General features: G+C 67.7%; 21 protein-coding genes. 13 read left to right on the top strand and 8 right to left on the bottom strand.

All coding sequences use genetic code 11. The annotated features are described in order from the left end of the window. Nucleotides 1–36: 36 nt before the first annotated feature. Together ABL312_RS07170 and ABL312_RS07165 are read left to right on the top strand one after the other, a co-directional pair. Nucleotides 37–981, top strand: a complete 945-nt coding sequence (locus ABL312_RS07170; RefSeq protein WP_349360702.1) for an ABC transporter ATP-binding protein — start codon at nt 37–39, stop codon at nt 979–981. Further along, nucleotides 978–2,033 carry an oligopeptide/dipeptide ABC transporter ATP-binding protein gene (locus ABL312_RS07165; protein WP_349360701.1) on the top strand — a complete coding sequence of 352 codons (1,056 nt, stop codon included), beginning with the start codon at nt 978–980 and terminating at the stop codon, nt 2,031–2,033. The genes ABL312_RS07170 and ABL312_RS07165 overlap by 4 nt, the downstream gene beginning before the upstream one ends. On the opposite strand, the gene nagA is transcribed toward ABL312_RS07165, so the two are convergent. From nagA to murA, 5 genes are read right to left on the bottom strand one after another with little or no spacing between them, the layout of a single operon-like run. Beyond that, a complete protein-coding gene (gene nagA, locus ABL312_RS07160) occupies nt 2,003–3,181 on the bottom strand; it encodes an N-acetylglucosamine-6-phosphate deacetylase (RefSeq protein ID WP_349360700.1) in 1,179 nt (392 codons plus the stop codon). The two genes, ABL312_RS07165 and nagA, sit on opposite strands and share 31 nt — an antisense overlap. Beyond that, on the bottom strand, nt 3,178–4,263 hold the full coding sequence (locus tag ABL312_RS07155; protein WP_349360699.1) for an SIS domain-containing protein: 1,086 nt from the start codon (nt 4,261–4,263) through the stop codon (nt 3,178–3,180). The genes nagA and ABL312_RS07155 overlap by 4 nt, the downstream gene beginning before the upstream one ends. Further along, nucleotides 4,260–5,039, bottom strand: a complete 780-nt coding sequence (locus ABL312_RS07150) for a GntR family transcriptional regulator (RefSeq protein ID WP_349360698.1) — start codon at nt 5,037–5,039, stop codon at nt 4,260–4,262. Before ABL312_RS07150 ends, ABL312_RS07155 begins: the two co-directional genes overlap by 4 nt. Then, nucleotides 5,023–5,985 (bottom strand): BadF/BadG/BcrA/BcrD ATPase family protein, encoded by a 963-nt coding sequence (locus tag ABL312_RS07145; protein ID WP_349360697.1) that lies wholly within the window; start codon nt 5,983–5,985, stop codon nt 5,023–5,025. The genes ABL312_RS07150 and ABL312_RS07145 overlap by 17 nt, the downstream gene beginning before the upstream one ends. Then, nucleotides 5,982–7,241 (bottom strand): UDP-N-acetylglucosamine 1-carboxyvinyltransferase, encoded by a 1,260-nt coding sequence (murA, locus tag ABL312_RS07140; protein WP_349360696.1) that lies wholly within the window; start codon nt 7,239–7,241, stop codon nt 5,982–5,984. The genes ABL312_RS07145 and murA overlap by 4 nt, the downstream gene beginning before the upstream one ends. A gap of 350 nt (nt 7,242–7,591) precedes the next feature. On the opposite strand from murA, the gene ABL312_RS07135 reads away from it, so the two are divergent. The 7 genes from ABL312_RS07135 (at nt 7,592) to ABL312_RS07105 (ending at nt 12,571) form a co-directional block, all read left to right on the top strand. Beyond that, a complete protein-coding gene (locus ABL312_RS07135; RefSeq protein WP_349360695.1) occupies nt 7,592–8,515 on the top strand; it encodes an N-acetylmuramic acid 6-phosphate etherase in 924 nt (307 codons plus the stop codon). A gap of 168 nt (nt 8,516–8,683) precedes the next feature. After that, entirely contained in the window at nt 8,684–9,517 is an 834-nt protein-coding gene (locus ABL312_RS07130) for a DUF4394 domain-containing protein (protein ID WP_349360694.1), read from the top strand. Nucleotides 9,518–9,645: 128 nt separating this feature from the next. Then, a complete protein-coding gene (locus tag ABL312_RS07125; protein WP_349360693.1) occupies nt 9,646–10,188 on the top strand; it encodes a sigma-70 family RNA polymerase sigma factor in 543 nt (180 codons plus the stop codon). Continuing rightward, on the top strand, nt 10,185–10,883 hold the full coding sequence (locus ABL312_RS07120; RefSeq protein ID WP_349360692.1) for an anti-sigma factor domain-containing protein: 699 nt from the start codon (nt 10,185–10,187) through the stop codon (nt 10,881–10,883). The genes ABL312_RS07125 and ABL312_RS07120 overlap by 4 nt, the downstream gene beginning before the upstream one ends. Before the next feature lie 134 nt (nt 10,884–11,017). Then, a complete protein-coding gene (locus ABL312_RS07115; protein WP_349360691.1) occupies nt 11,018–11,569 on the top strand; it encodes a fasciclin domain-containing protein in 552 nt (183 codons plus the stop codon). Between the two features lie 91 nt (nt 11,570–11,660). Beyond that, nucleotides 11,661–12,128 (top strand): peptide-methionine (R)-S-oxide reductase MsrB, encoded by a 468-nt coding sequence (msrB, locus tag ABL312_RS07110; protein ID WP_349360690.1) that lies wholly within the window; start codon nt 11,661–11,663, stop codon nt 12,126–12,128. Next, complete coding sequence (locus ABL312_RS07105; protein ID WP_349360689.1) at nt 12,125–12,571, top strand: DoxX family protein; 447 nt, start codon at nt 12,125–12,127, stop codon at nt 12,569–12,571. Before msrB ends, ABL312_RS07105 begins: the two co-directional genes overlap by 4 nt. Nucleotides 12,572–12,643: 72 nt before the next feature. Here the strand turns inward: ABL312_RS07105 and ABL312_RS07100 are convergent, their stop codons facing one another. The 3 genes from ABL312_RS07100 to ABL312_RS07090 all read right to left on the bottom strand — a co-directional run bounded on the left by ABL312_RS07100 (nt 12,644) and on the right by ABL312_RS07090 (nt 15,841). After that, nucleotides 12,644–14,242, bottom strand: coding sequence for an exonuclease domain-containing protein (locus tag ABL312_RS07100; RefSeq protein ID WP_349360688.1), 1,599 nt, complete (start codon nt 14,240–14,242; stop codon nt 12,644–12,646). Nucleotides 14,243–14,407: 165 nt separating this feature from the next. Further along, the gene (locus ABL312_RS07095; protein WP_349360687.1) at nt 14,408–14,905 is read right to left on the bottom strand and encodes a cupin domain-containing protein; all 498 of its coding nucleotides are present in this window, start codon (nt 14,903–14,905) and stop codon (nt 14,408–14,410) included. Between the two features lie 54 nt (nt 14,906–14,959). Next, nucleotides 14,960–15,841 (bottom strand): LysR family transcriptional regulator, encoded by an 882-nt coding sequence (locus tag ABL312_RS07090; RefSeq protein WP_349360686.1) that lies wholly within the window; start codon nt 15,839–15,841, stop codon nt 14,960–14,962. Nucleotides 15,842–15,955: 114 nt separating this feature from the next. Here ABL312_RS07090 and ABL312_RS07085 point away from each other — a divergent pair, with 114 nt between their 5' ends. The 4 genes from ABL312_RS07085 (at nt 15,956) to ABL312_RS07070 (ending at nt 23,539) form a co-directional block, all read left to right on the top strand. Further along, the gene (locus ABL312_RS07085) at nt 15,956–16,795 is read left to right on the top strand and encodes a phytanoyl-CoA dioxygenase family protein (RefSeq protein ID WP_349360685.1); all 840 of its coding nucleotides are present in this window, start codon (nt 15,956–15,958) and stop codon (nt 16,793–16,795) included. 284 nt (nt 16,796–17,079) lie between these two features. After that, a complete protein-coding gene (locus ABL312_RS07080) occupies nt 17,080–18,306 on the top strand; it encodes a Coenzyme F420 hydrogenase/dehydrogenase, beta subunit C-terminal domain (protein WP_349360684.1) in 1,227 nt (408 codons plus the stop codon). 2 nt (nt 18,307–18,308) lie between these two features. Further along, on the top strand, nt 18,309–19,235 hold the full coding sequence (locus ABL312_RS07075; protein ID WP_349360683.1) for a DMT family transporter: 927 nt from the start codon (nt 18,309–18,311) through the stop codon (nt 19,233–19,235). 5 nt (nt 19,236–19,240) lie between these two features. Next, nucleotides 19,241–23,539 carry a beta-ketoacyl synthase N-terminal-like domain-containing protein gene (locus ABL312_RS07070; protein WP_349360682.1) on the top strand — a complete coding sequence of 1,433 codons (4,299 nt, stop codon included), beginning with the start codon at nt 19,241–19,243 and terminating at the stop codon, nt 23,537–23,539. Nucleotides 23,540–23,560: the final 21 nt, after the last annotated feature.

Genomic DNA, 23,560 nt, shown 5'->3' with positions numbered 1-23,560 from the left:
CCTTGCCGAGCCGCGTCGCCTCCGGGGGATGCCGGCGTGCTGACGATCCGGGATCTATGTCTCGAGGCGGGCGGAAACGTGCTCGTCGACGGGATCGACCTCGCCGTCGGGGAGGGCGAGATGCTCGGTCTCGTCGGGGAATCGGGCTGCGGCAAGACGATCACCGCGCTCTCCGTTCTGGGCCTGCTGCCGAGCCATGCCGTGCGCCTGACGCGCGGACATATCCTCTTCAACGGCCGCGATCTCGCGGGGCTCGGCGAGGACGAGATGAACGCCGTGCGCGGCAACGACATCTCGATGATCTTTCAGGAGCCGATGACCTCGCTCAATCCGGTGATGACCGTGGGCGACCAGATCGGCGAGGGGCTTGCGCTTCACCGCGCTCTCGACGGCGCGGCCCGCGACGCGGAGGTCGACCGCCTGCTCGCGCTGGTCGGGCTGCCGAACGGCCCCGCGCAGCGGCGCAAGTATCCGCATCAACTGTCCGGCGGTCAGCGTCAGCGGGTGATGATCGCCATGGCGCTCGCCTGCGAGCCCGCGCTGCTGATCGCCGATGAACCCACGACCGCGCTCGACGTCACGATCCAGGCGCAGATCCTCGATCTCATCGGCGAGATGCGTGCCCGCTTCGGCATGGCCTGCATTCTGGTGACCCACGACCTCGGCGTGGTGGCCGAGACCTGCGGCGCGGTGGCGGTCATGTATGCCGGGCGCATCGTGGAGCAGGGGCCGGTCGCCGAGGTCTTCCGCACCCCGCGCCATCGCTACACCCAGGCGCTGCTGAGCACCATTCCGGCGGCCAACCGGCCCGGCTCCGCGCTGCCGGCAATCCCCGGCACCGTGCCGCCGCCCGGCGCGCGGCCCCCGGGCTGCGCCTTCGCCGAACGCTGCGCGCATGCGCTTTCGCGCTGCGCCGATGAGAAACCGCCGCGCGAGGTCCATGGCGACCACGTGGCCCTGTGCTGGAACCCGGCCTCATGAGCCCGCTTCTGTCCGTCGTCGATCTGGTCAAGCATTATCCCGCAGGCGGCGCGGGCAAGGTTCTGGCGCTCGACGGCATCAGCTTCGATCTCGCGGAAGGAGAAGTGCTGGGCGTGGTCGGGGAATCGGGCTGCGGCAAGAGCACGCTGGGGCGCACGGTCATGCGCCTCGCCCGGCCGACGTCCGGGCGCATCCTTTATCGCGGCACCGATCTGGCGGGCTTGAAGGGCCGGGCGCTCAAGGCGGCGCGCGCCGACATCCAGATGGTGTTTCAGGATCCCTTCGGATCGCTCAACCCGCGCCACAGCGTGGCCACCATCGTCGGCGAGCCGCTGGTGGTGCATGGACGGCCGGATCGAGAAAAACGCGTGCGCGAGCTGCTCGACCTGGTCGGACTGCCGCAAGCGGCGGCGTCGCGTCTGCCGCATGAATTCTCCGGCGGGCAGCGCCAGCGCATCGCGATCGCCCGGGCGCTCGCCCTGTCGCCGAAGATCATCGTCGCCGACGAGGCCGTGTCCGCGCTCGACGTGTCGATCCAGTCGCAGATCATCAATCTCTTCGCCGATCTGCGCCGCGAGCTGGGCCTGTCGATGATCTTCATCAGCCACGATCTGTCGGTGGTGCGCCATGTGAGCGACCGGATCGCGGTGATGTATTTCGGGAAGTTCGTGGAGACCGCGCCGGCGGAGGATCTCTTCCGCGCGCCACTCCATCCCTACACGCGCGCGCTGATGTCCGCGATCCCCAGGCTTCCGGGCAGCGCAAGCGAGGGCGGCTCCCGGCAACGGATCGTGCTGAAGGGCGATGTGCCCAATCTCGCCCTGCGGCCCGAAGGCTGTCTGTTTCACCCCCGCTGCTACGTGATGCGCGAGATCTGCCGGCACGAGGCGCCGGCCTTGCTGCCGCCGGACGCGGAGCCCGCCACGACGCGGCTCTGCGCCTGCCATTTTCCAGGCGAGGGGCCGCCGGCGGAGGTTGAGACGAGGGACGGTCAAACACCCGCCAGTCAGACACCCGACAGTCAGACGGCGGAGAAGACCTCCGTCTCCTGACGCCGGCCCGCGATCCACACCGCCAGGAGGCCGAGGTCCGCGTCGAGCGCGAGGACATCGGCGCGCGCACCCGGTTGCAGGTGCCCCCGGTCGGCGAGGCCGAGCATGCGGGCGGGCTGAAGCGAGGCCATGCGCAGCACCTCGGGAAGCGACGCGCCGCAGGACGCGGCCATGATGCGGACCGCCGAGGCCATGTCGAGATCGGAGCCGGCGAGCGTGCCGTCGGCGATAGTCAGACGTCCGTCCTTGCGCTCCACGGTACGCCCGTTCAGCTCGAACCGGTCGGCCGGGTGCCCGACGGACGACATGGCATCCGTCACCAGCGTGAGCCGCTTTGGACCGGCGACCCGCACCGCGAGATCGAGCATCATCGGATGAACGTGATGGCCGTCGGGGATGATCCCCAGATGGACATGCGGGGTTTCCAGCGCGGCACCGGCGAGCCCGGGATCGCGGTGGTGCAACCCGCTCATGGCATTAAAAAGATGCGTCACGGACCGCGCCCCGGCGGCAAAGGCGGCCTTCGCCGTGCGGTAATCCGCGTTGCTGTGGCCGAGGCTGACGTGAACCCCGGCGGCGGCCAGATCGCGCATGTCCGAAAGCGCGGCGTTTTCCGGTGCAAGCGTGGCGACGACCGCACCGAGATCGGGGCGCGTCAGCCGCGCCCGGTCGGCGTCCTCCAGCGGCCGGATGAAGCCCGGCGCGTGGACACCGCATTTCTCCAGCGACAGATGCGGGCCCTCGAAGTGAATGCCCACGATGGCCGGATCGCCGTCCGCAATCGCCTCGGCCACGGCTTGCGCGGCCGCCTCGGTCACCTCCCGGGCATCGGTGATGACGGTGGGCAACAGCGTCGTCGTGCCGAACGCCGCGTGCGCCGCCGCGATGGCCCGGAGCCCTGCGCGCGTCGGTGTTTCGTTGAAGAGCACGCCGCCGCCGCCGTTGACCTGCCAGTCGACGAAGCCCGCGCAGAGCAGCGCCGCGCCGGTCTCGATCCGCTCAGCCCCGGCGGGGATCTCCGACAGCGGCACGACGGCGCGCACGCGCTCCCCCTCGATCACGACCGCGCCTTGCGCCTGCATCCGCGCGCCGTCGAAGACCTCTTGCGCGAGAAGCGCCGTGACGCCGCTGCCGTTCGTGTCGCTCATAGCGTTTCCGTGACCTTGTTGAGGAGTTGCGGGGCATCGGGATCGAACCCGCGCACGCCCGCCAGCGTGTCGATGAAGCGATAGAAGGCGGTGATCTGGCTGAGCGGATCGAGCAGCGGATCGGGGGCCGCGATACAGGGAAGCGCGGTAAAGGGAAGCGCGATACGGGGGAGCGCGGTTCCGCTTCGGGCCGCATCGGCGCCGAGCGGATCGACCACGAAGACACGGGCGCCGGCCGCCGCGAGGCGTTCGGCGGTCTGCAGCAGGCCCGGGCGTGCCGCGTCGCGACTGAGGAACACAAGCGCGACCAGTCCGCCGGCGGCAAGCTGGATCGGTCCGTGGATCACCTCGGCGGAACTGTAGCTTTCCGCGTGGATCTGACAGGTTTCCTTGAACTTGAGCGCCGCTTCCTGGGCGATGGCGAAGGCCGGGCCTCGTCCGATGACATAGAGCGAGCGCGCCCCGGCGGCGGCCTCCACCAGCGGCGACCAATCGCAGGAGAGCGCCAAGGACAGGCGCTCGGGAAGGGCGGCCAGCGCCTCCGGCATCTTGGGGTGCTGCGTCCAGGCGCCGACGATCCCGGCCATCGCCGCCAGCGAACAGACGTAGGACTTGGAAGCGGCGACCGCGCGCTCCGGTCCGGCGCAGATATCGATGGCGAGATCCGCGCCTTGCGCCAGCGGCGAGGGGCGGGTGTTGACCAGCGCCAGGGTCAGCGCGCCGGAGGCGCGCGCCATGTCCTGAAAGGCGTTCAAGTCGGGGCTCTTGCCGGATTGCGACACGCTGAGACAGGCCGCGCCGGCGAGCGCCAGGGGACGTTCGTAGACCGAGGCGATGGAGGGGCCGACGGAGGCGACCGGCCGACCTGCCAGCAGCTCGACGAGATACTTGAAATAGGTCGCGGCGTGATCGGACGAGCCGCGCGCGGCGGTCACGAACAATGCGGGATCGAGGTCGCCGAGTGCGGCGCCGGCGCGCGCCAGATCCGGCCCGCCGGTCGCCGCCTGACGGGCGACGCTCTCCGGGATTTCCTCGGTTTCCTGCCGCAGCAGGGTCTTGCGCGGGCCTGATGTCAACGTCATTGCAGAGCGGTTTTCGGTTTGGGAAGCGTCAGCTCGACGACGAAATCGTAGCGGTCGCCCTTGTAGTAGGAGCGGGTGAACTCGACCGTGCGGCCCGACCCGGTGCGCGACAGGCGTTCGATGTAGAGCGCGGTCTCGCCTTCCTCGCCGCCGAGCAACTCCGCCTCGAAGGCCGGCAGGCGGCAGGCATGCATGCGCTGCAGCGCCTTTTCGGGAAGCGCGCCGGCCTCCGCGAGGGCTTCATAGAGGGAATCGCCGATCTTCTCGATGGACGGCAGCAGGCTCGCCGGAACCACGGCGAGTTCCACCGCGAGCGGAAGGTCGTCGGCGAGCCGCAGGCGGTGCAGCCGCAGCACCTTCTCGCCCGGCGACAGGCCGAGCATCATCGCTTCCTGCGTCGAGGGAAGCGCGTAGCTGCGCTGCAGCCAGCGGGCGGAGGGCACATGGCCGAGCGAGACCATGTCCTCGCTGAAGCCGGTCAGGACGCCGAGCGACTGCTCGATGCGCCCCGGCTCCTCGCTCACATAGGTGCCCGATCCATGGCGCTGGTTGAGCAGCCCCTCGCGCACGAGAAGCTCCAGCGCCTTGCGAATGGTGACGCGCGACAGGCTGGTCGCGGCGACAATGGCGCGTTCGGACGGCAGCGCCTCGCCCGGCTTGAGCGTGCCGGTGCGGATCATGTCGCGCAGGCGGTTGGCCAGCTGGATGTAGCGCGGCGTCGGATTGGTCGCGTCGAAGGGCGCCTCGTCGAGGAACAGGCTATCGGTTTCTGTCATCTTTTCGGTTCCGTGGTTCCTGGTGGCCCGGGTGCTGGCGAGAGGCGGCGTCTAAGGGAGGTCTGCCGGCCAGGATGGCGGCGCCGTCGAGCGCGTCGCCGATGGGCGGGGTGAGCTTGCGGCGCAGGTCCGGCGCCAGCCATGTTTCCATCACGCTGCCGAGGCCGCCGAGCAGCGTCAGGCGCGGCGCGCCGCGATCGCGCAGCGCGCGGCAGATGCCGTCGATCTTGGCGGCCGCGTCCTGCATGAGGCGCCGGGCGGCGGTGTCGCCCTCGTCCGCGTGGCGCACCACCGCCGGCGCGAAGGTCGCGTAATCGGTTGCCGTCGCGGTGTCCATCCAGCCGACCACCTTGCGCGGATCCCGGTCGAAATGCTGGAGGATCTCGCCGAGCAGCGCGGTCGGTTCGGCCCGCCCGTCGTGGGCGAGCATCGCGAGGCGGATCGCCCGCAGGCCCAGATAGGCGCCGCTGCCCTCGTCGGAGATCGGAAAGCCGTAGCCGCCGATCTTGATGTCCCGACCGTCCACCCGCGCGATGCCGCAGCTTCCCGTTCCCACGATCACGATGCCGCCGTCGCCGCCGTCATGCGCGCCGAGGCAGGCGATCGCCCCGTCGCTGGCGAAGGCGCGCGACGCGAAGGGATGCGGGCGGGCTTCCAGTCCTTCCAGTGCACCGGCGCGCGACAGGCCGGCCACGCCGATGCCGGCGTGCACGCGCACCCCCTCGGGCAGCCGGTCGGGGGCGGCGATGCCGGCCTCCGCGAAGGCATTGGTGAAGGCGGTCTCGATTGCCGCCCAGGAGGCGTCGATGCCGAAGCGGGTCGCGGCGGGGCCGGCCAGTCCCCGGCCGAGGATCGTGCCGTCGGCCCGCTCCAGCCGGGCGCGGCAGCCGGTGCCGCCGCCGTCCACGGCCATGAAGAGGTCGCCGGACCCGATGTCTTGCGTCATTGGCGCACCCGTTCGATCCGCGCGCCGCAGCGGGTCAATTTGCCCTGAATGTCCTCGTAGCCCCGGTCGAGGTGATAGACGCGATGCACCACCGTCTCGCCCTCGGCGACGAGACCGGCGAGCACGAGCGACATGGACGCCCGCAGGTCGGTCGCCATGACCTGCGTCCCCTGCAGGCGGGGCACGCCGCGCACGGTGGCCGCGGAGCCCGACAGCGTGATGTCCGCGCCCATGCGCTGCAGTTCCGGCACATGCATGAAGCGCTGTTCGAAGATGCCCTCGCGGATCACCGAGGCTCCGTCGGCGAGGCACATCAGGGTCATGAACTGGGCCTGCAGATCGGTGGGAAAGCCCGGGAAGGCCTCCGTCGTCACGTCGACACTGTGCAGCGCGCCGGTGCGTTCGGCGATCAGACCCCGGTCGGAGGGGAAGATCGACAGGCCCGCCGCCTCGAGCAGATGGCAGGCCGCGCCGAGGTGCTCCAGTCGTCCGCCGATCACCTCCACGCGGCCCCCGGTCAGGCCGGCGGCGACCATGTAGCTCGCCGCCTCGATCCGGTCGGGCAGGATCGTGTGGCGGGCCGGGCGCCAGGCGTTCGTGCCCTGCACCAGGATCTTGTGTGTGCCCGCGCCCTCGATGGTGGCGCCCATGGCGGAAAGAAAGGCCGCCGTATCGGCGATCTCCGGCTCGCGGGCGCAGTTGACGATCTCGCTCTCGCCCTTCGCGCTGGCGGCCGCCATCAGCGCGGTGTGCGTCGCGCCGACGGAGGGCGTGGGGAACACGATGCGCGCGCCGGTCAGGCCCTGCGGCGCGGTGACGTCGATCTCCCCGGCCTCGAAGGCGACATCGGCCCCGAGCTTGCGCAGGGCCTCGAGATGCAGATCGACCGGGCGGGTGCCGATGGCGCAGCCTCCGGGGCGCGAGATGCGGGCCTGTCCGAAACGCGCGACCAGCGGCGCGAGCACGAGGAAGGAGGCGCGCATGCGCCGCACGATGTCATAGGCGGTTTCGGACCGTGTCACGCCTTGCGTGGAGAGGGCGAGGCGGCCGTTGCGCAATTCGCCGACCTCGGCGCCGAGGCCGGACAGCAATTCCAGCATCGAGCGGACGTCCGACACCTCGGGCACATTGGCGAGCGACACCGGCCCGCCGCCGAGGATCGAGGCGGCGAGGATCGGAAGCGCGGCGTTCTTCGCTCCGGCGATCTGGACCGAGCCGGAAAAGGGAGAGCCGCCGTGGATGACGAATGTGTCCATCGATGCGTCCGTTGACCCCCTGATGCGGTGCACGTGCGGTGCAAGTGCGGTTCGGTGGCGCGATGCGCTCGCGCGGTCCGGCGGGCAATCCGGCAGGAAGTCCGGGAGTCCGCGTCAGCCTTTGTAATTCCAATTATCGTCCACTTTGGCCTCTTGAGGCAAGGCGGTCCGGGTAATTGGCCATCGACGCTGCCGGCCCATCGTGATCCAATCCGGATGACATGACACGCGTACAACACCAAGAAGCGCCGAATGTGCGGGATTGCACGCGGAGGTTCTTGAAACTGTCGTCGTGAGATTGGTAATATTCTGGTCTTAATTGCAACCTGCAGACTCGGGAGTCCGGATCGATGCAAGGCTCAGGGGCGCCGCGCCCGCAAACGGAATCGCTTGGCGCCGACCACCGCGATCTGGACGACCTGCCGCTGGGCGATCTCGCCGCGACGCTGGTCGACAGTCAGGCGGCGGCCCTGACCGCGATGCGCCACGCGCTGCCGGATGTGGAGCGCGCCATTTCGACCGCGCTCGCGGTACTGCGCGCGCCGGGGGGCCGGCTGATCTATTGCGGGGCGGGGACCTCCGGCCGGGTCGCCCTGCTGGACGCGGTCGAGCTTCACCCCACCTTCAACTGGCCGAAGGACCGGATGCATGTGCTGCTCGCCGGCGGCGTGCAAAGCCTCGGCGAGGCGCAGGAGGGGGCGGAGGACGATGCCGAGGCGGCGGCGCGCGATCTCGCCGCCCTCAAGGTCGGCCGCGATGACGTCGTCATCGGTCTGGCGGCGAGCGGCACGACGCCCTTCGTGCTGCAGGCCATGGCGAGCGCGCGCGCGGCCGGCGCGACCACCATCGGCATCGCCAACAATCCCGGCGCGCCGCTGCTCGGCGCCGTCGATTGTCCGATCCTGCTGGAGACCGGGCCGGAGGTTCTGGCCGGCTCGACCCGACTCACGGCGGGCACGAGCCAGAAGATCTGCCTCAACACCTTCTCCACGGCGGTGATGATGCGGCTCGGCCGGGTCTATCGCGGGCATATGGTCGACATGCGCGCGACGAACGCCAAGCTGCGCAAGCGTGCCCGCGCCATCGTCGCGGACATCGCGGGCTGCGACGAGGACACGGCGCATCGCGCGCTGGAGACCTGCAACGAGGACGTCAAGCAGGCGATCCTGGTGCTCAAGGGCGCGACACCGGACGCGGCCGCCGCGCTGCTGGAGAAAAGTTCCGGAGACCTGCGCCGGGCGGTTTCCGCGCTCGAGGCGTCGGGCTCGTCCTGAGCGAAAGATCGTGGCGTATCAACGGTTGTCAGGACGCTCCTCAGAAAAAAAAGTCCGGGCACGCTGAAACTTTCGCGGCCCGCCTTTCGTGGCTGTGGTCGAAGCGCACGCACACCGCTGTGCGCCGACCCGTTTTGGAAAGGCAGGTTTATGAAAGTTCAGGCTCTTATGACATCGCTGATCGCCCTGGCATGCACCCCGGCCTTCGCCGACACTTCCGCGACCGTCTCCGGCTATGCCCTTGCGAATGACGGCGCGACGCTGGTCGTCATGAGCGACCTCGACAGCCCCGGCGACGTCAAGACCCATGCTCTCGGCGCGCCGCTGAAGGCGATCGCCTGGCGCCCCGTGACCGGCGAACTGCTCGGTTTCGCCGACGGGATGATCGCGCGGATCGATCCGATGACGGGCGAGATGACCGATCTGAAGGCAAGCTTCGCCGACGACACGATGATCGGCGGCGGCAAGACCGTGGCCTTCGACTTCAACAACAAGATCGACGCCGTGCGCGCCGTGACCTCGACCGGCGACAATCTGGTCTATTTCCCCGAAGGCTTCGGCGACAACGACGAGCGCGCGGGCTCCGTGCGCCGCTTCACGAGCCTGGCCTACGCGGAAGACGACCGGATGGCGGACGCGACGCCGATGGTCTTCGCCAACGCCTATACCAATGCGATCAACGGAAAGACGGCGAGCGAGACCTTCCAATACGCGCTCGACGCGGAAACCGATGCGCTGGTCAGCCTTGCCAACAATGCCGGCACCCTGCAAACCGTCGCCATGATCACCGTCGACGGCGCAAAGGTCGATCTCGCGCCGATGGGCGGCTTCGATATCGTTTCGCGCTCGGAAGGCGACAACACAGGGTTCGCCATTCTCCAGCTTGAGGGCGCGCAGACCGCCGGGCTCTATGAAATCGACCTCGACACCGGCGCGGCGACGATGAAGGCCGATCTCGGCATGGGCGGCATCACGGGCTTTGCCGCCTCGCTCGGCAGCTGACGCGGCGGTTCGACCGAAGCGCGGTGCCACGGAATGCGCAGCGGCCCGGGCGGCAAGAGATTGCCGTCCGGGCCGTGCTGTGTCAGGAAACGGGGAGACACCCATTTCTCAAGCGGTCAAGCGAGCGAATGACGAGCCGGGAGGACATCGAGACTCTGATCGGGCAGGTCGCGCTCGGCGACCGGACGGCCTTTGCCTCGCTTTACGATGCCACCAGCGGCAAGCTCTTCGCGATCTGCCTGCGCGTTCTGAAGAACCGGCATGAAGCCGAGGAAGCGCTGCAGGACATCTATCTGCGGATCTGGGACAAGGCCGACCGCTACGCGGTGACCGGACACAGCCCCATGACATGGCTGATCACCGTGGCGCGCAATCTGGCCATCGACCGGCTGCGCGCCAGGGCCTCGGGTCAGGTCGACCTCGACAGCGTCGGCGAGCTGGTCGAGCATCGCCCCGGTCCGGAGGCCGCGAGCATCGCCGCCTCCCAGCAGCGCCGGCTCAGCGCCTGTTTCGAGGAATTGCCGGCCGACCGGGCCGGCGCCGTGCGCGCCGCCTATCTCGACGGCGCCACCTATCAGGCCCTCGCGGATCGCTTCGACGTGCCGCTGAACACCATGCGCACCTGGCTGCGCCGCAGCCTGATCGCCCTGAAGGAGTGCCTTTCGCGATGAGCGACCATCAGGACATGCCGGAGGACGAGGCGCTGGCCGCCGAATACGTCTTTCGCCTGCTGGACGCGGAGGCAAGCCGCGCCTTCGAGGCACGGCTTGCGGCCGAGCCTCGGTTGCGCGCGCTCGTCCACTTCTGGGAGGCGGAAGCCGCCGGTCTCGCCGACGATCTTCCGGAGGTCGCCCCGCCGCCGGCGGTCAAGGCCGGGCTCATGGCAAGGCTCGCGGGCGAGACGCAGCAGGCACCCGTCGCGCGACGCGCGTGGTGGTCATGGCGCTGGGTCGCGCTGCCCTCGCTGGTCGCGGTCGCCGTGGCCGCGTTCCTCGTTTTCGCGCCGATGCTGCGCGGGCCCGCCTTCGACCCGGCGTTCCATGCCACGCTGATCTCCGCCGACGGGGCGGTGCGCATCGAGGCCGGCTACGCGCCGGACGGGAGCCTCTTCAAGGTGATCCCGGAACAGGGCGCGCCGCGGCCGGGCCGCGATTTCGAGCTCTGGGTGATCGGCGAGGGCGCCGACGCACCGGTCTCGCTCGGCGTGATCCCGGTCGATAGGGAAAGCCTGTTCGAGATCAGTCCGGAGATCGCCGCCCTGATCGAGGGCGGAACCCTTGCCGTGTCGGACGAGCCGGAAGGCGGATCGCCGACCGGCGCGCCGACGGGGGAGATCCTGGCGACCGACGCCTTCTTCGATGTCTGATCGCGTCGACGCCTGACGCGATCTCCGGAGGGCCAGGAACTTTTTTGCCGCCGATCTGAAACTTTCTCCCGCGCGTCCCCGTGTCTCCGGTGTTGCCGCACATGGCTGCGGCCGAAAACCCTGACGGAGGACACATGAAAACCCTTTCCAAGCTCGCCACCGCCGCCGTGGCCCTGACGCTCGCCACCGCCGCGCAGGCGGACAACCCGATGGTCGGCGGCGCCGCGATGTTCGAGAGCAAGAACATCGTCGAGAATGCCGTGAATTCGGCCGACCACACGACCCTCGTTGCCGCCGTCAAGGCGGCCGGATTGGTGGACACGCTGCAAAGCCCCGGTCCCTTCACCGTCTTCGCGCCGGTGAACGAGGCCTTCGCCGCTCTGCCCGACGGCACGGTCGACACGCTGCTGAAGCCCGAGAACAAGGAGATGCTGGTCAAGGTGCTGACCGCCCATGTGGTCGCGGGCGACTGGTCCGCCGCCGAGATCGCCCGGCGGGCGCGCAATTCGTCCGACGGTTTCTATCACTTCAAGGCCGTGTCGGGCGATGCCCTGTCGGCCCAGGTCAAGGGCGGCAACGTCTATATCTACGACGAGAGCGGCAATGCCGGTCGCGTGACCATCGCGGATGTCGATCAGTCGAACGGCGTGATCCATGTCGTCGACAGCGTTCTGGTGCCCAAGTAAGCCGCACCCGATCTCCCGGGCGGCCTCCCGCGCACACGCGCGAGGCTGCCCGGGGCTCTTTCTTCCAAGTGCCGAGTGCAGGAGTGTCGTCATGAACCGGAGAACATTCCTCTTGAGCGTCAGCGCGGCGATGATCGCCCGCCCGGTCCGGGCCGCCGAATGCGGCTTCGAGATCTGCCGCAGCGAGGCCGAGTGGCGCGCGCGCCTGAGCGACGCGGCCTTTCGGGTGCTGCGCGAGGAAGAGACCGAGCGCCCCTACACAAGCCCCCTGAACGAGGAGACGCGGCCCGGCGTCTATCATTGCCGCGGCTGCGAGCTTCCCGTCTATGACGCGGCAGCGAAATACGACAGTGGCACGGGCTGGCCGAGTTTCACCAAGAGCCTGCCCGGGGCGGTCGGCACCAAGGAGGATCGCACGCTGCTCTTCCAGGTGCGCACCGAGGTGCATTGCCGGCGCTGCGGCGGTCATCTGGGCCATATATTCGACGACGGGCCGCCGCCGACCGGCAAGCGGCATTGCCTGAACGGGGTGAGCCTCCTCTTCAAGCCGGCGGCATGATCGCCCGCGCCGAACACCTCGCCGGCCGCTGCCTTCTGGCGATACTTTTCGCCGCCGGCGCCCTCCAGAAGGCGCTGGACCCGGCCCCGGCGCAGGACCTGCTGATCGACGCCGGCCTGCCGGCGGCGCTGGCCGCCTGGCTGGTCTGGCCCGCCATGGCGTTCAATGCCGGGGCGGCGGTGATGCTGGTGGCGAACATCCGCCTCCGCCCGCTCGCCCGCGCGCTGGCGCTATACTGCCTCGCGACCAGCTATCTCCATTTCATCCCCTCCGACCCGTGGCAGATGTCCATCCTGGTCAAGAACTGGGCGATCGCCGGCGGCTGCCTGATCCTCTCGGCGGGAGAGGCGGGACGTCGCCCGACATCGAGCCTGAGGGAGCGGCGAGCGCCCCTCGGCGGATTGCATCGCGCGGCACGGAGGCCGCCAAATGACCCGAGGTGACAACGCAATCCGCGTTTTGGTCGCCTTGTCGCCGAGCAGGTGGAACGGGCAGCCAAGCCGGTTTTTGCCAGCTTAAGACTTGATCCGTCTCAGCCGTGTGATGCGATAGCTGTAGGGAGCTATCTCCTCAATCGTCACCATGTCCCCTGCGCGAATGTCATGCAGTTTGAAAAATTCGCCTATCCAGCCACGCTTGCGGAAAAAACGCTTGGTGCAATCAAGATCGGTCATCGCAACCGTTTTTCCTCCCCAGTCCACGGTAATCTCGCGCGATGCTGCCGAGGCGTGGTTCGATCCACCGATTGCGTCGACCGGGAACTTCTCGAAGAATTCCCGAAGATTGATGTAGTTGTTGTCGATACTGCCTTGCGTGATTTTTGTCGTTCCAATGTGGCGATATGTTCGCGCGCGCACTATTGAATCTGATGGCGTCACCGCCGTCGTAGGCTGAGACATAGCTTCCAAACGACCGGTGGTGTCGATAAGATCATGAGGCGCATGGCCTGCGTTTGCCACCGGGGCCTGCCTGGGTGGAGCCGGTACACGAACCGGTTGAACGCCCTCGGCGCGAAGGACAACTTCAGCGGCTGCCCGAGCATCTTCTCCAGCATCGTGATGTTCGAACACGAGGCCAAGATGCTGCTTTAGACTTGCCAGGCCGTGGCCGCCGTTTCCCCGCAACTCAGGCCAAGCGGTGCGTGCGACGTGAACGCTGTCGCGCCAGTTCCATCGCGGGATCGGGAGCCCGTTGTTTCCACAAGCCGCAGCAATCGCACTGCGATCAAAACCCGAGTGTTGGTAGACGATTGCGCCTGACAGCGCATCGCGAAGGACGTTCAGCACCTCGGCAAAGGTCGGAGCGCCCAGAACGGTTTGGGCGTTGATCCCATGCAGGTAAGTGAAAACCCATCGATCCACCAGCGGATCGACATAGGTCACCCAAGTCTCGACGGAGTTGTCGGGGCGCACACAGGCAACGCCGATCTGGCAGATGCTACCGCGATCATTGTTCGCCGTCTCGACGTCCAGTGCAAAGAAACGGAACGGGCCCACGGGAAAGGGTTTGACACGGCTTTGCCGGATGAGTGCGGCTTTCGGTGCCGGTGCCACTGCGGGGCCAACCTTCGATGCAAGGTAGCGAAGGCGTTGCCGTTCGATAGCGGCCAGTTCATTGGCGCCCCACCCTAGGCGGTGCAGCGTGGCCTCGACCAGATCGGCGGGTTCTTCGTAGGGCTGCATCCGGCGCCGATTCCAAGAAATCGCGTGGTCCGGCGCGAGAGCAAGCACCTCTGCCTCCAGGCGCCCGATATCTGCAGTGTCAGGTAGAGGGAGCCAGACAGCGCGACAGTGATCGACGACGAATTCATTGCGTAGCGCCTTTGCGATACCGCCATCGGCCTTGGTTAGCTCATCCTTGCGATCTCGCCACATTCGGCCGGTGTTATACATCTGGGAGAAGTAATGGCTCATGCCCTCCGAACCGGTTCGGTGGCGCTGGTGGATACGCTGGAAAAACGTTTGATCAGTCGAACTGGTCGAGCCGATGTACCGGAGATCGCCAAGGTGATCGACGAGGCCGTAAAGCCCGCGTGCGTCACGCGGGGCCTGTATCGTCGGACGTGGCACTGCTTCGAGTAGGGCGGACAGCAGGTCTTTGGCCGCAAAATGCATAGTTGAATTCCGTAAAAATCAAAACTCAGAGGAGACTCAAGCTGCCTTGTCCGGCAGCAGGCGTCAGTACTCACAATCGCACCGTAGGATGTGGAAGTCCTATTGTCATCAGAGACTTCGTTCAGTTTCCCCAAGGCATGACAGTCCTCGCGACGACATCCCGGATCAGTACCGGCTGCCGTCCTTCCGGAAGAAGCCGCCGCGTCCGTCGGTGCCGTCGCCGATCCAGATCATGTCGATGTCGCTGTAGATCACGCGGTCTCCGGCCTCGCGGCTGCCGATCTCGATCAGCCGCGCCGTTGCCGTGCCGGTGTTCTTGAGGTGGTGGCCGTTCTGCACGCCGGCCTTGAAGCCGAAGAAGTCGCCCGGTCCGAGATCCAGTTCGAAGGCGTCGGTGATCAGCCGGACCTGGCCGTCCAGCACGAACACAAGCTCGTCTTGCAGGGAATGCCAGTGCTTGTGGGACGACAGGCCGCCGGGTTCCAGCTCGAGCAGGTTGGTGCCGAAGGCGGTCAGCCCGAAGGCCTCGCCGAGGCGCTTGCGGACAAGCCCGCGAACGGGGTCGCGAAAGGGTTCGGGATAGGCGGGGTTGCCATGCTCGACCCTGACCGGGACGGGCGGGGCAGGGGCGAAGTCGTCACGCGATCTTCGGTTGTCCGTCACTGTCTCTTTCTCCGCTCCAGACAAGACTACGCTACGAGCGATGTCGGACCGATGTCAGGTCTCCCTTTCCCGGAAGATCCGGGTCTCCGAAAGCAGCCACGCGCAAAACAGGTCGACCGCGTTCTTCTTCAAGGAGTCCTTGCGTCTGATCAGATAGTAGCCGCCGCTCGGAGAGCCGATATCGCAAAGACGTTCGAGACGGCCGCGCAAGACGTCCTCGTGAACCAGTTCCCTCGACGCCAGAACGATTCCCGATCCCGCGCAGGAGGCCTCGATGGCCATTTCGATGGGGAGTTTCTTGCGCCGCCTGGGAAGCTGGTAGCGCGTGACATTGGCGCGGTCGAACCAGTCCAACCAGAACTTCGACCGCTCCTCGAAGATGAGCGTCTGACGCGCGATGTTTTCCGGCGACGGATCGGCGATGCAGCCCGGCGGGCCATAGGGGTGCATCGGTGAATCCGAAAGCAGAAGCGCCTCGTCCTCGAGCCGGCTGCCGGAGTGGCGAATGGCCAGATCCGCCTCGAATTTCTGCAGGTCGACCAGTTCCCGCGACGCAACGATCATCACGTCGATGTCGAGATGCTTTTCCTCGAATTTCCGGATGTTCGGAACCAGCCATTTCAGTCCGAACGCGGGTTCGCAGTTGACCACGATGGAGCAGTAATTGGTCGAACTGACCAGATCGGCCGCCTCGATGATTTCCCGCAAGGCCGGCGTGACGCGCTTGAGAAACTCGCGTCCGGCCAGCGTGAGTTTCATGCCCTGATAGGAGCGCTTGAACAGGGCGACCCCCAGATGCTGCTCCAGCTCGCGGATGTGACGGCCAACGGAGGGGTGACTGACGTTCAACTCCTCGGCCGCGGCGGTGAGGCTGCCGTGCCGGCCGGCCGCGTCGAAGGCGCGAATGGCATTCAATTTCCGCAGGATAGACGTCATGCAGGGCGCCCGTCTGAAACAATTTCCTACAGAGTATAAGGATAATTGTGTTTGCCCAAAGCACAACCTCAGATCAATGTCGCAAGCGTTTTTCAACGCAGAGGAAGGTGCGACATGCCGCCCAAAGGCCTGACACAAGAGCAGCTCGATGCTTACAACGACGACGGGTTCGTCATCGTTCGCGGGCTGTTTTCCGACGAAGAACTGGCGCCGCTGCGCACGGCGATCGACCACGATCCGACCTTCGACGGTTCCGAACAGGGCATTCCGGACTCGATGGGCCGAAAGTGGAACACGTCCGTCTCGACCGTGACCGACAACAGCTACATCGGCTGTCTGCCGCGCCTGAACAAGATGATGAACATCGTCGAGGATGTGCTGGAGGACGAAGGATACTTCTGGCACATGAAGCTGGTGCGCAAGGACAAGGACGCGGGCGGCAAGGTCGACTGGCACCAGGATTACCAGTTCTGGTACGAGACGGCGCTGACCCCGGACCTGGTGTCCTGTTCGGTTGCCGTCGACCGCAATTCGCGGGCCAACAGCTGCGTGCGCATCGCCCGCGGCACCCACAAGCTCGGGCGGATCGACTTCGACCGCGGCAACGTGCTGATGGCCGATGAGGCCCGTGTCAACGAGATCCTGTCGCGCGGGCACGAGGTGGTCGACTGCGAGATGGAGCCCGGCGACGTTCTGGTGTTCCACCCGCTCGCCCTGCATTGCTCCGAGCAGTTCGCGGAAGGGGCCGAGCGGCGCACGGTGGCCCATTGCACCTACAATGCGAAGTCCAACGTGCCGATCGCCGTGCCTGGCCAGGAACACCGCCAGTATCGCAAGACCGAACGTTTGCCGGACAATTATCTGGCGGACGGGCTCTACGATACCGTTTTCGCCGGCCACGAGTTCATGGACAACAAGAAGCTGAACCTCGTGAAGGGCACGATCCTCTATTAGGGCGCGATCCCGACCTGACGGCCTTCTCGCGGCGGCGTCGACCCGGCGCCCCCGTGCCTTCCATGCCGCAAACCATCGAGCCTGCGCGGATCCGTGCCCAGAGTGCGGTCATCGGTGCGGTCATCAGTGCGGTCATCGCGGCCGGTTGTCCGATGCCGCCTCGCGCGGTCGAGCGAAAGGAACTCCGCATGGCGGCTCGCGACAGACTTCAAGCCATCGTCGATCAGCACCTTTGCAGCAATTGCGGGCTTTGCGCGGATGTTCTCGGGCCCGAAAAGGTCCAGATGGCGGTCTCCGACCAAAAGGAACTGCGACCCAGCGCGACCGACGCCTTCGACGACGCGGATTACGAGGTCGTGGAGCGGATCTGTCCCGGACTGCGGGTCGAAGGGCCGCCGGAAGACCTCGCCCGGGAAGCCGACACCAGGACGGACCCGGTCTGGGGGCACTACAAGACCATCGTCCTGGCGCATGCCGGCAAGCCGCTGCATCGCTGGGAAGGCTCGACCGGCGGGGTCCTGACCGGTCTGGCGGCGATGATGCTCGCGACCGGCGAGGTGCGCTTCGTCCTGCATGTGAAGGCGTGCGAAGAGCAGCCGACCTTCGGCGTCTCGACCATGAGTTTCACCGAGGCCGACGTGCTCCAGGCGGCCGGGTCGCGATACGGCCCCGCCGCGCCGCTCACACGCTTGACGGAGGCGCTCGATCTCGGCCAGCCCTTCGCGTTCATCGGCCGTCCCTGCGATCTTTCGGCGCTGGCGAACCTGTCGGACACGGAGCCGAGGATCGCCGAACTGATCCGGTACCGGCTGGCCTTCGTCTGCGGCGGGCCGACCGTGTCCCTGGACATCGACCGGATGGTCAGAAACGCGGGCGTCGATCCCGACGCCCTGGTGTCGATGCGCTACCGCGGCCGCGGCTGTCCGGGACCGACAACGATGGTCACCGGCGACGGGACCGAGGTCAACAAGCGCTATGTGGACTTTCTCGATCCCGACGGCGGCAGCTGGCCGATGCCGTTTCGCTGCAAGATCTGCCCCGACGGGATCGGCGAGATCGCCGACATCGCCGTGTCGGACACCTGGATCGGCGGGGGGCCGGACGCGGAGACCGAAGAGACCGACCCGGGCACCAATGCGCTGATCGTGCGCACGGCGGCGGGGTGCGCGCTGGTCGAGGCGGCGGCGAAGGCCGGCTTTCTGACCCTTGGGGAGGAGGTCGGGCCCAGCGAGCTGAACGCCTATCAGCCGCACCAGCATGACAAGAAATACGCCGCATGGGCCCGGCTGGAAGGCTTGCGCCGCGGCGGGCGGCTGTATCCGAAAACCCGACGGCTCCGGCTGCGCCAGCTGGCCGAGGATATGCCGCGCGCGTTCAACGAGGACCAGGCCTCCGGCACCCTGCGGCGGGCGCAAGCGCTGGTGCCGGAGATCGTTCCGCCTCCAGCGAGCACCTGCCGGCGGCGGTCTTCCGCCGGTGCCTGCGGCGCTTGTGCCGGTGCGGGGGATTGATCGTGGTCCTGACCAGAAAACAGAAGGGCGTGCTGCTGACGTTGCTCGGCGTGATCGCGTTTTCGCCCGACGCGCTGCTCGTCCGGCTGATCCACACGGACGTCTATTCGATGATCATGTTCAAGGGAGGCCTGATGTCGGTGGCGCTCATCCCCTGCATCTGGCTCCTGCATCGCGGGCAACTGCGCAGGATGTGGCAGAGCTTCGGCGGGATCGACGTGGCGTTCGGCGTCATCTTCGCCCTCACCATGTTCGCCTTCGTCTCCTCCCTCGGCATGACCAGCGTCGCCAACGTGCTGGTGATGATCGCCCTGGGGCCGCTGTTCTCGGCCAGTTTCGCCAAGCTGATCCTGGGCGAGCCCGTCTCCTACCGCCTGGCGCTGACCATCATGGCGTGTTTCGTCGGCGTGAGCATCATCGTCAGCAACGAGTTCTGGCGGCAGTTTTCCGGCGCGAACGGTGCCCTCGACCTCGAAAGCCTGCTCGGCTGTCTCGTCGCCATGCTCGCATCGGCCCTGATCGGGCTGAACATGGTCCTGCGGCGGATGTCGCGGATGGAGGACAGCATGCCCGGGCTTGTGCTGGGCGGGATCGTCGCCGCGCTGATGGCGCTGCCCTTCGCGCAGGTCGGCGAGATGAACGCCACCCAGATCGGCTATGCCGTGCTGCTGGGATGCGTGGTGATGCCGCTGGCGAACACCTTCACCTTCATCGGGCCGCGCTACATCTCCGCGCCCGAGGTCTCGGTGCTCTGGCTGCTCGAGGTCGTGCTCGGGCCGCTCTGGGTCTGGCTCGTCCTGCTGGAGCGGCCCAGCCTGGCGACGGTGCTTGGCGGCAGCGTGGTGGTGGCGTCCCTGCTCGTCTACTTCCTCGGGCGTCTTCGACGCGAGACGATCCCTCTCGACAAACGCATGAAAGAAACGGGGTAAGGGCCATGGAACACACGTTTACCCATATCCCCCTGAATGCGGCGCAGGAGCGCATGGCGTTCCTCGATGCGCGGGACCCCAAGCGGACCGATCTGAACATTTCCTGCGCGGTCGAGCTGAACCGGCCGATGACCACCCGCGCGTTGCACGCGGCGCTGACGGACATTCTGCCCGCCTTTCCCTTTCTGAATGTCCGGCTCTCCCGACACGAGGGCCGGCGGGTCTGGCGGCTGTCGCCCGAAAGCCGGATCCTCATTCAGGCGGTGCTGCCGGAGATCGTCTGCCGGACCGAAGCCGATCTGGCCGCCCACTACGCGGCGTTTTCGACCGGCGCCTCGGATCTGGCCAGCCGTCATCCCTGGCGCGTCCAGCTGGTGCGGGTGGAACACCGCCAGTTTCTGCTTTGCAGTTTCCACCACGCCATCTGCGATGGCGACCGCTCGCTGATCCTGTTCCTCGATGCGCTCGCCGGGCTTGGCTCGCGCCCGGACAAGGTCGCCATTCACCCCGAGATCGCGACGCCGGGGGAGGCGAACTGGGCCGCCGTAGCCCGGTTCGCCGCCGATCTGGAAAGCCCGGCCGATCTGCGCGCGGTGTTTGCCGCGTGCGGGGCGGTCGGGTCGCTCAGCCGGGAGGTCGTTCTGCGCGCGGAGGATCGCGACTGGCCGGAGGAACAGGCGGCGGCCGCCGTGATGACCGCGCTGCAGGCGGCCACGGCCAATCTCTTGCGCGACGATCAGATCGTCATCGGCGTGCCGTGCGACGGCGTCGCGCCGGACAGCAATGCCTTCGGCTATTTCGGCACGCCCGGTCTCGGGCTCGTTCCCCCGCTCGACGCCACGCCTGACGACAGCGCCATGCCGGCGAACTGGGCCGTGACGCAGAGCCGGCAGGCGTCGCTGATCGGTGGCATCTCCTATCAGGACATCGTGTCCTCGCCGCACTTTGAAACCGTCGCCAGTCCGGAGCGGCTGTTCGATGTGCTGCTGGTCGAACGCAAGCTCTTCGGCCTGCGAAACGATCTGGTCTCCCGCGCGTTCGAGCCGGTGCCGTCGCGCACGCCGTATCTCTTCACCGTCAATTACTGGTTCGACGCGCCGGGCGATCTGGCGGTGCGGATCGAGACGACCGCCGGGCTGGTGAGCGAGGCGGCGCTGGACGATCTCGCCGATCGCCTGCTGGCGCGTCTCGGCGGCGCCGTGCCGGCACCACGGCTCGAGGTCGCGCAGCTCCGAGATTTCCAGATCGCGGACCCCGGCCCGTCATGCCCCGTTCGCCGGTTTCTCGATCACGCCACGCAGGAACCCGATGCGCCGGCGATCCTGTCGTCTGGCGCGGCGCCGGTCAGCTATGGCGCCGTCGCCGAGCGGGCGGGAACGTTGGCGGCTGCGCTGCGCGCGGCGCTCGGGGAGGGGCCGGCGACGGTCGCCTTCGCCGGGCCACGCCATCGCGACGAGATCATCGCCTTTCTCGCGACGCAGATAGCCGGCGCGTCTTTCCTGCGCCTGGATGAAACGGACCGCGCGCGGCATGCCGCCCAGATCGAGGCCGCCGGCGTCGATCTCCTGATCCGCTCCGCCGCGGACGGGTCTGGCGCGGACGACCCGGCCTGTCCGGCCTGCTTCGAGGCCCGGCCCTGTGAAGTCGCCGGTTTCCGGTTCGGCGTGGCGGAGGCTGCGGCCCACCGTGCCCGGCCCGGCGATGCCTATGTGGTGATGACGTCCGGGTCGACCGGTGAGCCGAAAGCCATCCGCTTTCCCGTGCGCCAGCTGGCCCGGCTGATCGACTGGCACATCGACCGGCTCCCGCAGGGCGAGCGGATGCTGCAACTGTCGTCGCTGATGCATGACGTCGCCTTTCACGAGATCTTCGCCGCCCTGTCGGCGGGGCGGACCCTGGTCTTCGCCGGGCCGGGCCTGAGGCAAAGCCCTTCGGAGCTGATCGCTTTCGTCGACGCGATGGCGGTGGACCGGATCTATCTGCCGACGGTGATGCTGGACGGCGTGGCCCGCGCCGCGCTGGCGCGCGATCATGCCTGTTCCGCGCTGCGCATGGTGATCGTGGCGGGCGGGGCGCTGACGGTGACCCGTCCGATCCGCGACTGGTTCGCGCGAACCGGCGCCGTCCTGGCCAATCACTACGGCATGTCCGAAACGCAGGACATCACCGCGAACATGATGTTCGGCGACCCGGAGAGCTGGCCGGATCGCCCGCATGCCGGCCGGGCGATTGCCGGAACCGAGGTGCGGGTCGTGGGCACGCGCAATCAACCGCTGCCGGCCGGGGTCGTCGGACAGCTGGCGGTCGGCTTCGCGGACATGCCGCAAGAGCGTCGCATGATCCTGGGCGATATCGGCTATGAGGGCGACGATGGCAGCATCCACGTGCTGGGACGCGGGGACCGGGTGATCAAGGTCCGGGGCTTTCGCCTCTCGCTGGAAGCGATCGAGGCGAGCCTGTGCGCGCAAGATACCGTCGACGCGGCTGCGGCCGTTGCCGCGCCGCCCGGTGCGGTGCGGCAGGATCCCTGGGTCTTCGCGACCGGAGCATGGGCCGAGGCCGACAGCCGCGTTCAGGACGAGCTTGTGGAGGGGCTCGTTGCGCGCCTCGGCCCCCAGGCCCGCTGCCGGCTCGTTCCCTTGCCGGAGTTGCCGAGGCTGAAGAACGGCAAGACCGACTATCAACATCTGATGCGGCGCGCCGAAGACCTTGCACGGGCCGCCGCCGAGAGCGTGGACACGGGCGAACCTGCGGCCGCCGGGCAGGGCGGGGACGATGTCCTGAGCGCGGCGATCCGCAAACGTGTGCCCGGGGTGGCCGTGCACGAGGCGAGCCGCCTCGGCGATCTGGGGATCGATTCCCTGGGGTTCATGGAACTGGAGGTCGACCTTGCCCCGCATTTTCCCAGGCTCACCATTGCCGACTTCTTCGCGCATCCGACCGTGGGGGCCCTGCGCCGGCATCTGACCGGGGCCGCACCGGCACCGCGCCAGCGCCCGACCGGGCGCCGGGAGGCCGACGATACCGTCAGCGTCGTCGGCATGGCCGGGCGGTTCCCGGGGGCGGCGGATGTCGACGATCTGTGGCGGGCCCTGACGGCGCGCAGCAGCGCCATCGCTTCGGCCGAAGCGGCGGGCGGCGGGGACGCGTCGCGGTTCTTCGTGCCGAGCTTCGGCCGGCTCGGCGACGTCGACGGCTTCGATCACGAGTTCTTCGGCCTGTCGCCGGCGGAGGCCTACCGCATGGATCCGCAGATGCGGCTGTTCCTGGAGCTGTGCTGGACCGCGATGGAGCAGTCCGGCGATGCCGATTGCGACGCCGACGCGCGGGTCGGCCTTTTCGCCGGGGCCGGGATGAGCACCTATCTGATGAATGAGCTCGAGCCCGCCCGCCGGGCGGCGTCCAGCGACGTCTTTCGCGAAGACAACACCCTGCCGCAACGCCTTGGAAACGACCGCAACTATCTGACCTCGGCGGCCTCCTACCGGTTCGGCTTCACCGGTCCGAGCGTGACGGTGCAGGCCGCCTGCGCCACCTCGCTCGTCGCGGTCCATTATGCCCGTCTGGCGCTCCTGAACGACGAATGCGACATCGCGATTGCCGGCGGCGTGTCGGTGATCTGGCCGGAGCCCGACGGCTACGACTACGTGGAAGGGTCGGTGCGCAGTCCGAACGGGCGGTGCCGCCCCTTCGATGCCGGCGCCGACGGGACGGTTTTCGGCAACGGCGGCGGGCTCGTGGTCCTGAAGCGGACGGCCGATGCCACCAGCTACGGGAACCGCATTCATGCCGAGCTTCTGGGCTCCGCGGTCAATCACGATGGCGGACGCAAGATGAATTTTTCCGCCCCGTCCGTGAACGGGCAGCGCGACGTGGTGACCGGCGCGCTCTCCAGGGCCGGTCTGACCGCGAGCGATCTCGATTTCATCGAGGCCCACGGCACCGGCACGGTGGTCGGCGACGCCATCGAGTGGACCTCCATCGGCGCGAGCCTTGCGGGTCGCAAGGCCGCCACGCCCTGCGTGGTGGGGTCGGTGAAAAGCAACATCGGCCACCTGGACGAAGGCGCCGGTATCGCCGGCTTCATCAAGGCGTGCCTGAGCGTCTCGAACAGGTGCTTCCCCGGAACCTGCCACTTCGAAACCCTGAACCCGACCTTGCGCGCCAACGATCACTTGCAGGTGTCGGCGGAGAACGTGCGCTTCGATGGCGATCTTCCCGTCACCGGGGGCGTGAGCGCCTTCGGCATGGGCGGGACCAACGCCCATGCGATTGTGCGCTCGCCCGGCTCTCCGCAGTCCTGACCCCGCATCCCGGAGGACCCC

This window comes from Stappia sp. (assembly GCF_040110915.1).
Taxonomy (GTDB): domain Bacteria; phylum Pseudomonadota; class Alphaproteobacteria; order Rhizobiales; family Stappiaceae; genus Stappia.
This window is presented reverse-complemented; position numbering and strand designations above follow the sequence as displayed.

What these genes read in the sequence shown, in the direction of transcription:
- msrB (WP_349360690.1), top strand. Translation starts at nt 11,661, where the DNA reads ATGAACCGGAGAACATTCCTCTTGAGCGTCAGCGCGGCGATGATCGCC.
- ABL312_RS07090 (WP_349360686.1), bottom strand. Translation starts at nt 15,841, where the DNA reads ATGACGTCTATCCTGCGGAAATTGAATGCCATTCGCGCCTTCGACGCG.
- ABL312_RS07130 (WP_349360694.1), top strand. Translation starts at nt 8,684, where the DNA reads ATGACATCGCTGATCGCCCTGGCATGCACCCCGGCCTTCGCCGACACT.
- ABL312_RS07080 (WP_349360684.1), top strand. Translation starts at nt 17,080, where the DNA reads ATGGCGGTCTCCGACCAAAAGGAACTGCGACCCAGCGCGACCGACGCC.
- nagA (WP_349360700.1), bottom strand. Translation starts at nt 3,181, where the DNA reads ATGAGCGACACGAACGGCAGCGGCGTCACGGCGCTTCTCGCGCAAGAG.
- ABL312_RS07100 (WP_349360688.1), bottom strand. Translation starts at nt 14,242, where the DNA reads ATGCATTTTGCGGCCAAAGACCTGCTGTCCGCCCTACTCGAAGCAGTG.
- ABL312_RS07120 (WP_349360692.1), top strand. Translation starts at nt 10,185, where the DNA reads ATGAGCGACCATCAGGACATGCCGGAGGACGAGGCGCTGGCCGCCGAA.
- ABL312_RS07125 (WP_349360693.1), top strand. Translation starts at nt 9,646, where the DNA reads ATGACGAGCCGGGAGGACATCGAGACTCTGATCGGGCAGGTCGCGCTC.
- ABL312_RS07145 (WP_349360697.1), bottom strand. Translation starts at nt 5,985, where the DNA reads ATGACGCAAGACATCGGGTCCGGCGACCTCTTCATGGCCGTGGACGGC.
- ABL312_RS07070 (WP_349360682.1), top strand. Translation starts at nt 19,241, where the DNA reads ATGGAACACACGTTTACCCATATCCCCCTGAATGCGGCGCAGGAGCGC.
- ABL312_RS07085 (WP_349360685.1), top strand. Translation starts at nt 15,956, where the DNA reads ATGCCGCCCAAAGGCCTGACACAAGAGCAGCTCGATGCTTACAACGAC.
- ABL312_RS07135 (WP_349360695.1), top strand. Translation starts at nt 7,592, where the DNA reads ATGCAAGGCTCAGGGGCGCCGCGCCCGCAAACGGAATCGCTTGGCGCC.
- ABL312_RS07155 (WP_349360699.1), bottom strand. Translation starts at nt 4,263, where the DNA reads ATGACGTTGACATCAGGCCCGCGCAAGACCCTGCTGCGGCAGGAAACC.
- ABL312_RS07115 (WP_349360691.1), top strand. Translation starts at nt 11,018, where the DNA reads ATGAAAACCCTTTCCAAGCTCGCCACCGCCGCCGTGGCCCTGACGCTC.
- murA (WP_349360696.1), bottom strand. Translation starts at nt 7,241, where the DNA reads ATGGACACATTCGTCATCCACGGCGGCTCTCCCTTTTCCGGCTCGGTC.
- ABL312_RS07165 (WP_349360701.1), top strand. Translation starts at nt 978, where the DNA reads ATGAGCCCGCTTCTGTCCGTCGTCGATCTGGTCAAGCATTATCCCGCA.
- ABL312_RS07150 (WP_349360698.1), bottom strand. Translation starts at nt 5,039, where the DNA reads ATGACAGAAACCGATAGCCTGTTCCTCGACGAGGCGCCCTTCGACGCG.
- ABL312_RS07105 (WP_349360689.1), top strand. Translation starts at nt 12,125, where the DNA reads ATGATCGCCCGCGCCGAACACCTCGCCGGCCGCTGCCTTCTGGCGATA.